Below are 11,730 nucleotides of genomic sequence, written 5' to 3'. Positions count from 1 at the left end.
GTAAAAACCTGCGGTACGGGAGCATTGGGAGGACGGGATATGAAGGATATGCAGCTTCCTGGACCTGCCTATGTCCCGACGCTTGCCAACACGCTTAAATCTGCCGTCGAGCGCTTCCCGGATAGCGAATTCCTGGTTCAGGGCGCGCGGCGATTGACTTTCCGGCAAGCGGACGAGGAATCGACTGCGCTTGCAAAAGGCCTGCTGGCCATGGGCATCGGCAAGGGAACCCGCGTGGGTCTGCTAATGTCCAACAAGCCCGACTGGGTGGTCATTTTCCTTGCGGCCACCCGGATCGGGGCTCTCGTCGTCACGATGAGCACCTTCTACCAGCCGCCCGAAGTCGACTGGGCAGTGGAATTCCATGACATCGATACGCTGATCATCGAACCGCGCTATCTCAAGAACGACTATGTCGAGCGGGTCGAAGCGGCATTGCCCGGCCTGGCCGGACAACTGTCACAGGAACTCTATCTTCCCGAACACCCCTACCTTCGCCGGATCATCGTCTGGGGAGACCATGATCGGGGCTGGGCGCTGACCGGGCCACAAAACGTGCTGGATGCGGCAGCCGCCAGACCCCAGATCGATGGAAGCTTCCTGACCAAGGTTGAGGAATCGGTCCACCCGTCAGACCCGGCCTTGGTGATCTGCACATCGGGCAGCACCGCGCGCCCTAAATCCGTGGTTCACACCCACGGCACCGTGGTGCGAGCCACCTTCAACTTCCTCGACTATTTCGATGCAAAGCCGGGTAACCGGACCCTGCATGTCATGAACCTGTTCTGGCTGGGCGGTATCAATTTCAACCTGATGCCCGCTCTCCATGTAGGCGGAACCCTGTGCTTCCCCGACAACCCGACTTCCGTCGAGCTATTCAGGGTCGTGAAGGAAGAAGACATCACCCGCTTTTCGGCCTGGTCGACCCAGGGGGCAGAATTGCGTCAGGCGGCGGCAGCGGAAGGCCTGGAAGTTTCGCACATCACAGGTCTGGCACCGCCGGTTGACGCCGTTACGGGTCAGCCGATTCCTTCCGAGCGCATCCAGAGCTGGATCGGGATGACGGAAACCTTCGGTCCCCATAGCATCAACCGCTACGGCACCCCCGCGCCGGTCGGCAAGGGCGGCAATCTGGGCCGCAACCTGCCTGGAATGGAACGGCTGATCATCGATCCGGAAAGCGGCAATCCGCTTCCTGCAGGCCAGGTCGGTGAGCTGTGGGTGCGCGGCTACACCCTGATGCGCGAGTACTACAAGAAGGAGCGCCACGAGTACCTGACCCGGGACGGCTTCTTTCCGACCGGGGACACCGGCCTGATCGACGAGGACGGCTACTTCTATTTCAAGGGTCGCCGCAACGACATGATCAAGGCGGCTGGCGCCAATGTATCGCCGGCCGAGATCGAAGTCGTGCTGATGCGCCATCCGGACGTGTCAGAGGCAATCGTGCTCGGCATGCCCGATCCGCAACGCGGAGAGATCGTTGTCGCGGTTGTGGTCAAGACCGCCGGAGCTTCCGTCACTGCCGAGGCTCTTCGCGAAGCGACCAAGCGGGCGCTGTCCCAGTACAAGATCCCATCGGAGTTCGTCTTCCTGCCTGGCGACGAGATCCCGCGCACCCATTCCCACAAGGTCAAGAAGCCGGAACTGCAGGCATTGGTCGCGGAAAAGCTGGGCCGGTCGCTTTAGTCAGCACTCAGGAGCGCAGCAACCATCATGAACACAACCGAAAGCCTTGCGGGCAAGGCAATGGTAATTACCGGAGCCGGTCGGGGAATAGGTGCGGTCGTCGCGCAGACAGCAGCCGGTTTGGGAGCTTTCGTCGTCGTAAACGACCTCGATGATGACGTGGCGAGCGAGACCGTCGCCAGGATCGAGGAGCTCGGCGGATCTGCGATCGCGCACTGCGGCGATATCAGCGATCCGGACTACTGCGGCAGACTGATCGAGGCTTGCATTGCCGAGCGCGGCCAGATCGACGCGCTGGTCAACAATGCCGGTCTTTTCCGCATGGGAGCAGTCTGGGATCTGAAGCCGACCGACCTTCAGGCCATGCTTTCGGTCAATGTCCTGGGCACCGCCAATTGCGCCATGCATGCCATTCCAAGAATGCGCGCCGCCGGCAAGGGCTCGATCATCAACGTCACTTCGGGTGCCGCCAGCGGGATTGCCGAGATGAGCGCTTATGGCGCAACCAAAGGGGCAGTCTCATCAATGACTTATGGCTGGGCACTGGATCTTGCCGGCACGGGGGTGCGGGTAAACGCGGTCTCGCCCAATGCAACGACCCGGATGGTTGCCGCGATGCAGGAGTTCAAGGGCACTGAAGGTGAGCCCCGGCCGTTTCAAGACCCTCAACATACCGCCGAAACGGTCTGCTTCCTCGCTTCTGATCGATCAGCCGATGTCAATGGCCAGATCATCAGGATCGCCAGCGGCCAATTGTCCTTGGTGGCCCAGCCCAAGCCCATTCTGCCAGGCGTTTCAGTCGCAGACTGGTCGATCGACACGGTCGCGCAGGCGGTGCAGGAACTCATTGCAGGCCATTAAGCGGCTGTGTTTTAGCGAGGCAGCCCTATGTATCGCTCGGCGATGATGTTGCGCATGATCTCGTTCGATCCCCCGGCGATCGTCCAGGCATAGCTCTTGAGGAAGTCGGAGAACTTGATCCGGCTGGTATGGGCCGTAGCCGGGATAGGTGCTTTCCATTTGTGCGCCTCCAGGCCTTCGGCGCGCACCAAGAACTCGGTATAACGCTGCAGGAACGGCCCCCAGGTCAGCTTGATAAAGGTCGGCAAGGTTGGCGACGCCTGGTCAGGGTTCGCTTCGAGCTCCTTGAGCAGTTTGCGGATCAGCAGTCGGACGACCTGCAGTTCGGCATGGAACGCGGCATATTCACGGCGCAGCTGTGGATCGCGCATCCAGCTGTCCTTGCCATCGATCCGGTCGCGTTCGAACGAGCGGGCAAGCCGCTCCGTCCCGCCAAAAATCAGCAACCCGCGCTCGGCCGAAAGAGTCGACTGAGCGATATTCCAGCCATTGCCTTCCTCGCCAATCAGGTTCTCGACCGGGATCTTCACGTCGTCCATGAAGATCTCGCAGAACTCCTGCTCACCCGTGATAGACCGGATCGGCCGAACCTCGACGCCGGGCGACTGCATATCCATGATGAAGTAGGAAATGCTTTCATGCTTGCGTTTAACGTTCTGCTCTGTGCGGGCCAGAAGCAGGCAATACTGGGCGTTGACCGCCCCCGAGGACCAGATCTTCTGCCCGTTGATGACATAGTGATCGCCTTCGCGGCGCGCACTGGTCCGTAGCGCGGCAAGGTCCGATCCAGCCCCCGGTTCAGAGAAACCCTGGCACCAGATGTCGGTGCCTTGAGTGATCCCGGAAAGGTACCTTTCCTTCTGCGCAGCGCTGCCGTGTTCGAACAGCGTTGCCGGTGTCTGGAACAGCGAAACCATGTACATGTGAAGCTCGGGCGCGTCGGCGCGGGTCAGCTCCTCGTAAACGATGATCTGGTAACCGAATGGCAGCCCTGGCCCGCCCCATTTCTTGGGCCAATGGGGGGTGGCAAGGCCCACTTTACGGCGCTCCTCAAGCCAGGCGATCATCTTGGGCTTGAGCGTTTCGTTTTCCAGCCCCTGCCATTCAACGCGCCAGTTCCTGGGCATCGCAGCGGCAAGCCAGTCACGGATCTCTTGCCGGAAGGCTTGCTCATCGCCGACCTTGGAGAGAATATCGAAAGTCCGGGTCATCACACTGCCTCCAGCAGATCGGCAACCCGATCGAGCGCTTCGTTGCGGGTCAGATAGAGCGCTTCATTGAGCTTGGCCCGCTTCAGGAAGACATGCGGTTGGAATTCAGCAGTGAAGCCCACACCGCCATGTAGCTGGATGCAGTCACGCGCGACCTCGGCCGCAACCCGGGTGATGTGCGCCTTGGCGGACAGGGCATGGATCAACCCGGCCGGATCACACGGATCAAGCGAAGCCACATGCGCCAGGAGCTCGCGCGCGCCAACCAGGGCGGTCTTGTGATCGGCCACCCGGTGCTTGAGCGCCTGGAAACTGCCGATCACCTTGCCGAACTGCTCGCGAACCTTGAGGTACTCGATCGTCAGATCAAGTACGGCTTCGCCGATCCCGAGCGAGTCCGCAGCGAGGGCGACACAGCCCCAATGGTCGAGCAGATCGCAGGCTGCTTTGCCATCGTCCGGCAAAATGACCGCCCCGTCGGGCAATGCCACCTGCGAAAGCGTTGCCGTCCCCAAGGTTCGGCTTGAATCGACAAGCCTGTGGGCTTCAATTGAAAGTCCGGACGCATCAGCCGACAGCACAACCCAGCAGCGCCGGCCTTGGCAAACTCCGTTAAGAATCAAGTGTGTTGCACTGGGCGCATCAAGTACATCAGGAACAACACCTCTGACGCTTGCGTCATCAATTTCCAGCCGAGCAGCAGTTGGCTGGGCAAAACCCACAAGCATTGAGCCGTCGGCAAGCGCGGGCAGCCAGGCCGCGCGTTGGCTGTCGCTCCCGGCGTGAGCGATGAGCGCAGCAGCCATCGTTGTTCCCAACATCGGAACCGGCGCCGACACTGCCCCAAGCGCCGTATGAAGGCGGGAGGCCGCATTGATGCCAAGACCGAGTCCCCCGAAAGCTTCGGGAACGGTCAGAGCGGTCCAACCAAGGCCCGCCATTTGCGACCAGAGATCGGCGGCGATCAAACTACCGGACTGGGCATATGCGACCGAGCGTTCCCTGGGCCATTCGGCACCCAGCATTTCGGCAAAGCTTTCGTCCAGCAGATCCAGATCGATGGCATCGGACAAGCAAGTTACTCCGGTCTCAAGTCAGCGGAAGCGCAGCTGGTTCAGCTGCCCGCGACGATGTTCTTGAAATTGGCCAGCCGGTCGGCGGCGCTTGCACTGCTCTTCGAGGCAGTGTGGACGAGCTGGTGGGTGTCGAAGTGCGCGCTCATCATGACGCTGAAGCCTTGGGCATCGAGGTTGCGGTTGAGCGAACGCTTCATCATCTGCATGGCAAAAGCCGGGGCCTTGGCGATTGTCTCGGCAATGCCGAGCGCAGTCGCTTCGAGCTCGTCACGAGAAACCAGCCGGGTCACAAAGCCGCGCTGGTGCGCCTCTGTCGCCGTCAGTTTGCGCCCCGTGAACAGGATGTCGCGCGCCAGACGGTCGCCAAGCGCCCATGGATGGAACAAGACTTCAACCGCGGCAGAGCCCAGCAGAACGGTAGGATCGGAAAAGTAGGCGTCCTCCGACGCAATCAGGAGATCCGCCATCGCCGCGATCATGAAACCGCCGGCGATACACGCACCCTGAGCCTGGACTATTACCGGCTTGGTCAGGTTGCGCATGCACAGCGCGATCTCCAGGTAGTAGCGATCCTCGAACTGGTAGCGTTCAACCGTTGGCCGCTGCAGGTAGTCGTCGCCCAGTTCCTTGTGGTCATGGCCTGCCGAAAAATCTGGCCCGTCAGCCGCGACAATGACAGCCCGCACTTCATCGTCAGACCCGGCGCGCTTCAGAGCGGCGTCAAGGCTTTCCAGCATTGCCTTGTTCTGAGCATTGCGCTTTTCGGGCCGCGCCAGCGTGATCCGCTCAATGGCTCCCAGCCGTTCAATCCGGATATGCTGCGCGGTCATGGCACTCATCCTTCCTGCGCTTGCAGGTCAATAATCCACCAGTTCGAAATCCTGCTTCTCCGTGCCGCAGTCTGGGCAATAGAAGACGTCTTCCGGTATGGCTTCGAAAGGCGTCCCCGGCGCAATGCCTTCCTCCGGAAAGCCCAGGGCTTCGTCATAGACATAGCCACAGCTTTGGCAGCGCCACTTTCGGAACAAGCCACTCATCGCGACCGCCTTCTCAACTAGCCTTGAAGCGGATTGGCACCCGCTTTGGCCCACAGACAAAGTTGGAGATCGTTCGGGCTGGTGTTCCCGAAAGTTCCACCGATGCCAGCCGGTTGAACAGTTCTTCCATCAGAACACGCATTTCCAGCCGGGCCAGGTGCTGCCCCAGACAGACGTGAACTCCATAGCCAAAGCCAAGTTGAGCGTTGTCCTTGCGATCCAGCCTGAATTCAAAGGGATCGTCAAAGACTAGTTCGTCGCGATTGGCCGAGCTGTAACACAGCATGAGCCAGTCACCCTTCGCGATCTTCTGCCCCGCAACCTCACAATCGGCAGTGGCCGTGCGCATGAAGTGCTTGACCGGCGTCACCCAACGCACACCTTCATCGACCAGGGCCGGGATCAGTGATCGATCCTGCCGGACCTGCTCGAAGAGCTGCGGTCGCTCCGCCACGGCCCACATAATTCCGGCGGTTGCATTCGACGTCGTGTCATGGCCCGCAGTCGCTGCCGTAATATAATAACCAAGCAGCTGCCGTCGGGTCAGAAATTCTCCGTCAATCCTGGCATTCGCAATAAGGCTGTTCAGGCCGTTGTCCGGCGTGTCACGAAGCCGCGCGGTCACGTCGAGAAAATAGTTTTCCAACTCGGCAATGCTGCCAAGGGTTGCCTGAAGCACCTCCTCCGGCGTCTGCTGCTTTCCAGAGCGATTCAACTCTGGATCGTTGCCCGAGAAAATCTCCTGAGTCAGCTTGAGCATCATTGGCTCGTCCTCTCGCGGAACGCCCATGAATGCCATCAAGACCCGCAGCGGATAGAGGAAGGCGACCTGCTTGGCAAAATCGCATTCGCCGCCAAATTCAAGCATCTGGTTGACGAACTCGCAGGCGATCTTCCTCACCTGCTCTTCCATCGGTCGAACCGAACGAGGGGTTAGATGCGGGAACAAAACCCCCCGAAGATCCTTGTGCTCCTTCCCATCGACGGACACGACGCTGCGAACCATATTCGCTTCCCCGCCGGTCATTTGTCGAATCTTGGCAGCGTTCGCCTTCGTCTGGACAACGACCGACCGATCAGCATTGTGGAACAGGTCTGGCTGACGCTCGATTTCCTTGATGTCGGCATGGCGGCTCACCACCCAGAAGGGATCATAGCCCTCAGGCTCAGCGACATCGAGCGGCGTCTCGGCTCGAACCTGACGGAAGACCGCATCGATCCTGTCTCCATCAGCATAAGCCCGACCATCAACAATGGTGTCGGCTAGTGACTGGTGTAACGTCATCTATCTCCATCCTTCGCTGGCTGCGGCCCCCGGTCAGAAAGCGTCCGAACGAGGCAACTCAGTCCAAATTGGCCATTCCAAATGGTCGCAGTCATATCAGTCCCAGCTACCGATTTCCCATGCGTTTGACAAGAAAAAACTAACTGGTAAGTTTGCTTTCGTTGGCTTGGGAGCTGCCTGGCCGTGCGCGGAATTGATGTAGGTGCATTCGATGGCAAACTTCCCGTCCCTACCCAACTCAATCGAACCGCCATGGCTGACCGAACGCCTGCGTGCGGCTGGCTTGATCGGCGAAGCGGCGGTTACAACCCTATCATGGGAAGCGGTTGGAACTGGGAATGTTGGCGACAGTGTACGCTTTGCTCTTTCTTACGACCGGGACGGGCCTTGGCCCGGAACGATTGTCGGTAAGTTCCCGGCATCGGATGAAACCAGTCGCACAACCGCCGCCGCCTTTGGCGTCTACGCCAAGGAAGTGAAATTCTATCGCGATGTCGCGCCCAGGCTGAATGCGCGCGTTCCACAGACATATGTTGCGGAGATCGCGCCGAACGGAGTGGATTTCCTGCTTCTGTTCGAAGATCTCGGCCCAGCGCGCGGTGGCGAACAGTTGAGCGGCTGCACCGTTGCCGACGCGCGCGCAGCCATCCGGCAGGCGGCGGCTATTCATGCGCCCAGCTGGCACGATGCCGAACTGCTCGCCACCGAATGGTTGCAGCCCAAACCCGCAGCTCTGGCCAGGCGGGCTGAACTCTATCGCACGGCTCAGGCAGTGTTTCGCGAACGCTATGCCGACGTGCTGGAACCGGAATTCATGTCCGTTTGCGAAGAATTAAACGAGGTCGTTGCGAAGTCGATCGCATGTGAATCACACCAGCGGTCGCTCGTCCATGGGGACTTCCGGCTCGACAACATGCTGTTCGACATCAAAGGCGGTGCGGAAGAGATCGCGGTGCTCGATTGGCAGACCGTGGCGATCGGCAATGGCTTTGCCGATGTCGGGTACTTTCTAGGCTCGGGAATCGGCGATCGGCTGCGCCGAGATCACGAAACCGGGCTCCTCGATCTCTACTGCTCGGAAATGACCCGGCGCGGTGTGCCGCTGACGCGGGCGGAAATCTGGGACGATTATGTGGTCGGGGGACTGCGCGGTATCGTCAACGCGGTGATCAGCGCCGCCAATGTCAAACGATCGAAGCGCGGCGATGCGTGTTTCCTTTCCATGGCGCGAGGCGGCTGCGCTCTCGCGTTACAGCACAACAGCATTGCAAGATTGAAGGGTGCCGACAGATGGTACTGACCAAAGGGGACGACTTCCCGCTGCACCAGACACCCGAGCCGATTGCCTATGCCGGGACCGACCGCAATTTCTACGATCGCTATTTCTTCAATGGCTATCAACCGGACGGATCCGGCTTCTTTGCGGCCGCTTTTGGCGTCTATCCGCATCTTAATGTCGCCGATGCCCACTTCTCTGTGGCTCGCGATGGCGTCCAATACTGCCTCCACGCCAGCCGCGAACTAAACATGGAGCGACTGGATCTTTCCTGTGGTCCGATCCGGATCGAAATTCTGGAGCCACTACAGAAGCTGCGCATCGTGGTCGATGGAGAGGGGATCAAGGCTGATCTGACCTTCACCGGCCGCGCGTTTCCGATCGAAGAGCCGCGTTTCACCCTCCGCACCGGGCCGCGCACCTTCATGGATCTGACCCGGATGACGCAGAACGGCCTTTATGCCGGCTGGATCGAAATCGACGGGGTCCGGATGGACCTGGCGCCGGGAGCAATCGGAACCCGCGATCGCAGCTGGGGTGTGCGTCCGGTCGGCACGCGCGACCAGCAACCTCACCCTGGCGGCGCGGTCTTCACTTTCTTCTGGCAGTGGGTGCCGGTGCATTTCGCCGACCGCAGCACCCTGTACCACGTCAACCAAACTGCAGAAGGTCATACCTGGAACACCAGCGCCACAATCGTGCCCGATGGAGCCATTGCCGACAATCTGATCAAGGCTGCTGGCAGCATGCAGTCATCATTGCAACCGGGCACCCGATGGCCTGAGTTTGGCACCCTGACACTTGATGGACCGGATGGAGCCGAAACGCTGAAATTTGAAATTCTTGGTAGATTCCAGATGCGGGGGATAGGCTATACTTCTCCCACCTGGGGCCATGGCCTCTATCACGGCCCGCTGGCGGTGGAGCGCGAGGATTTCGAACTTGCCCAATGCGATCCTGCGCGGCTGGACCACCATCATGTGCAAATGCCCTGCCGCGTCATAAGCGACAAATGGGGCGATGGAATTGGCGCATTCGAACAGCTGATCGTTGGGCCATATGAGCCCTTCGGTCTGAAGGACTTCACGGATCTCGGTTAGGAATGGCCACTTCCTTCGCCGCGCAACACGGCGCATCAGGAACTAGCCGACAATGGCCCGCCGGTAAGTCTCCATATCGAAATAGTCGCGCCAGACCTTGATCTTGCCGCCCTCCAGCTCGAACACGCCGCAGCACGTCAAGGCAACCGTTTTGCCGTGGGCGATGCTCCGATCCACCCATTCGACGAAGACAAGCCTGCCGCTGGTGGCGACCGACAGGACCTCCCATTTGGTTTCAGTCCAGTTCGCCAGGAATGCACCGATGAATGCCCGGAGCCCGTCATGCCCCTGTACCGGCTCGATCGGCATGTTGTGATAGACGCCATCGGGGGCGAAAAACTGAACGAGCCTTTCAGAATCGAGACTGGACCAGGCGTCAATGAAAGACTGCACGAGCGCCAAATTGCCAGCTTCACTCATCGTGCATCCCCTCTATTGCTGCCGATCGGCCATTACGCAGAAAGCTGGATGTCGGCAGCATCGTACTAATAACCGGGGCGGGGTGATTGACGTTCAACAATCTGAAAACTTGCACCTCCGTCAGCTATTCAACCCGACGGCGGTGCGAAGGATCGCTTCCGGATCGGAAGGCACAGCGGTTCCGCGCCACGCAATGTGATGATCAGGCCGAACCAGCAGAAGCGACGCTTCATAGAGTTTGCGCGCATGCTCCTCATCGATCGCGAGAATGTGCAGCGGCACACCCAGTTTTTCGGCCGCAGTGGCAAAGGCGCTGCCATCGCTCCCGTCCGTGACGACAAGCGTAAACCACTTGCCGAGGTTGTCATAAACCGCGCTGCCGTCCTCTAGGAACATGTGCGGCAAGCGGGAACCAGGGCGGGTGTTCGGAATGTAGACCACATCGTCGAACGGCGCAGGTGGTGAACCGTCGTCAACGATCACTTTCGAAGCGGCATAATTGTATCCGTGCTCGGTGCCGCCGGATTCGTTCTCATGATTTTGCAGGTCCGCGATAATGCGACCGTACCGGGCACGCTGGGCCGCGCCCTCCGCCGTATCGCTGCGGAGTTCCGGAAATCGTCCACTGTGCATCGCGATCTGAAAGCGTATGGCGAGATTGCGCATTGCCGATTGCTGCGAAAGAACCGCCACTGGCTGGCGTTCGTCATGATAGGACTGCAGCAAGGCGGGGCCACCAAATCCATGTATCGTTGCAGCCAGCTTCCAACTGAGATTGCTAACCTCGGCGATACCGGTATTCATCCCGTATCCGCCCGATGGCGGGTACTGATGGCAGGCGTCGCCGGCCATATACACACGCCCGTGGAAATACTCGTTGGCAACCATGGAATTCGCTTGCCAAGCATTGGCTACCAAAACTTCGAAGTCGAACGGTCTGCCGAACGTATCCTCTATCAGTTGACGCGGGTTGATATCATCACCGGACTGATCGGGGGCGAGAAATGTGTGAACGGTCCACTCATCAACGTCATTCTGCGCGATCATGGCGGCCGTCACGCTTTGATAGTGCCATGCCTGTCCATAATGCTGAAGCACGGCCATGTCAGTCGACCTGAAGTGCACCAGATACGCCCGGCCAACGCATTCGTCACCCTGGCTCTCGATGCCGAGCTTTCTCCGCACGGTGCTTTTACCGCCATCGCATCCGACAAGATATTTCGATCTGACCGTAACAGTCTCTCCCGTTGCAACATTCGAAATCCTGGACGTGACCCCGCCCGCATCCTGTTCGAAGTCGATCAGGGCCCAGCCAAAGCGCACATCCGACATTCCCGTTGACTCGGCAGCCGTTCGCAGCACTGGCTCGATCACGATCTGGCTGACTCGCAGCGGAGCCTCCAGCGTCAAAGTGCCATCGTTCACGGTGCGGCGGCGCCAATACTCGTGATCGGCGTTGTCATAGCCGAACTTGTGGAGAATATGGCCGCCAGGTTTCAGTTCCGTGATCCAGATCGCGTCGTAGTTGCTGTCGCTCGGCACGCCGGCGGCGCGCACCTTTTCGGCCAGCCCAGTCCGCCGGAACAGTTCCATCGTGCGGCCGTTCGTATAGTCCATCTTGGGGTGGCTGGTCGTGGTAGGGTTGCGCTCTACGAGCAGGGTCTCGATCCCGAAATGGGCCAATTCCACAGCCATCGCGAGGCCCACTGGCCCCCCACCTGCAATGAGGACCTCGGTTTCCACGACTGTTTCGGTCACATTGGTTCTCCTAGAGG

11 protein-coding genes are annotated in these 11,730 nt (G+C 59.7%); 4 read left to right on the top strand and 7 right to left on the bottom strand.

Translation table 11 applies throughout. From position 1 onward, the window contains the following. Positions 1 to 39: 39 nt before the first annotated feature. Positions 40 to 1,689: a class I adenylate-forming enzyme family protein gene (locus G6N82_RS10835; protein WP_165196377.1), complete on the top strand. Its 1,650-nt coding sequence runs from the start codon at positions 40 to 42 to the stop codon at positions 1,687 to 1,689. A gap of 27 nt (positions 1,690 to 1,716) precedes the next feature. After that, on the top strand, positions 1,717 to 2,550 hold the full coding sequence (locus G6N82_RS10830) for an SDR family NAD(P)-dependent oxidoreductase (protein WP_165196375.1): 834 nt from the start codon (positions 1,717 to 1,719) through the stop codon (positions 2,548 to 2,550). An 11-nt stretch (positions 2,551 to 2,561) separates the two neighbouring features. On the opposite strand, the gene G6N82_RS10825 is transcribed toward G6N82_RS10830, so the two are convergent. The 5 genes from G6N82_RS10825 to G6N82_RS10805 form a co-directional block, all read right to left on the bottom strand. Beyond that, a complete protein-coding gene (locus tag G6N82_RS10825) occupies positions 2,562 to 3,761 on the bottom strand; it encodes an acyl-CoA dehydrogenase family protein (RefSeq protein WP_165196373.1) in 1,200 nt (399 codons plus the stop codon). Further along, positions 3,761 to 4,786 (bottom strand): acyl-CoA dehydrogenase family protein, encoded by a 1,026-nt coding sequence (locus G6N82_RS10820; protein ID WP_165196371.1) that lies wholly within the window; start codon positions 4,784 to 4,786, stop codon positions 3,761 to 3,763. Before G6N82_RS10820 ends, G6N82_RS10825 begins: the two co-directional genes overlap by 1 nt. Positions 4,787 to 4,875: 89 nt before the next feature. Beyond that, the gene (locus G6N82_RS10815) at positions 4,876 to 5,667 is read right to left on the bottom strand and encodes an enoyl-CoA hydratase (RefSeq protein ID WP_165196369.1); all 792 of its coding nucleotides are present in this window, start codon (positions 5,665 to 5,667) and stop codon (positions 4,876 to 4,878) included. A 27-nt stretch (positions 5,668 to 5,694) separates the two neighbouring features. Then, positions 5,695 to 5,874 (bottom strand): rubredoxin, encoded by a 180-nt coding sequence (locus tag G6N82_RS10810; protein ID WP_165196367.1) that lies wholly within the window; start codon positions 5,872 to 5,874, stop codon positions 5,695 to 5,697. 13 nt (positions 5,875 to 5,887) lie between these two features. Beyond that, positions 5,888 to 7,159, bottom strand: coding sequence for a cytochrome P450 (locus G6N82_RS10805; protein ID WP_165196365.1), 1,272 nt, complete (start codon positions 7,157 to 7,159; stop codon positions 5,888 to 5,890). Between the two features lie 211 nt (positions 7,160 to 7,370). Between G6N82_RS10805 and G6N82_RS10800 the strand changes: the two genes are divergently transcribed. Next, positions 7,371 to 8,459, top strand: coding sequence for a phosphotransferase (locus G6N82_RS10800; protein WP_165196363.1), 1,089 nt, complete (start codon positions 7,371 to 7,373; stop codon positions 8,457 to 8,459). Then, a complete protein-coding gene (locus tag G6N82_RS10795) occupies positions 8,450 to 9,535 on the top strand; it encodes a hypothetical protein (protein WP_165196361.1) in 1,086 nt (361 codons plus the stop codon). The genes G6N82_RS10800 and G6N82_RS10795 overlap by 10 nt, the downstream gene beginning before the upstream one ends. A 42-nt stretch (positions 9,536 to 9,577) precedes the next feature. Here the strand turns inward: G6N82_RS10795 and G6N82_RS10790 are convergent, their stop codons facing one another. Both G6N82_RS10790 and G6N82_RS10785 read right to left on the bottom strand, forming a co-directional pair. Continuing rightward, entirely contained in the window at positions 9,578 to 9,955 is a 378-nt protein-coding gene (locus tag G6N82_RS10790) for a nuclear transport factor 2 family protein (protein ID WP_165196359.1), read from the bottom strand. 120 nt (positions 9,956 to 10,075) lie between these two features. Next, positions 10,076 to 11,713: an FAD-dependent monooxygenase gene (locus tag G6N82_RS10785; protein ID WP_165196357.1), complete on the bottom strand. Its 1,638-nt coding sequence runs from the start codon at positions 11,711 to 11,713 to the stop codon at positions 10,076 to 10,078. Positions 11,714 to 11,730 lie beyond the last annotated feature (17 nt).

It is taken from the genome of Altererythrobacter sp. BO-6 (assembly GCF_011047315.1).
GTDB lineage: Bacteria > Pseudomonadota > Alphaproteobacteria > Sphingomonadales > Sphingomonadaceae > Erythrobacter.
The sequence above is the reverse complement of the archived record's forward strand: the minus strand, read 5'-3'. Positions and strand labels throughout refer to the sequence as shown.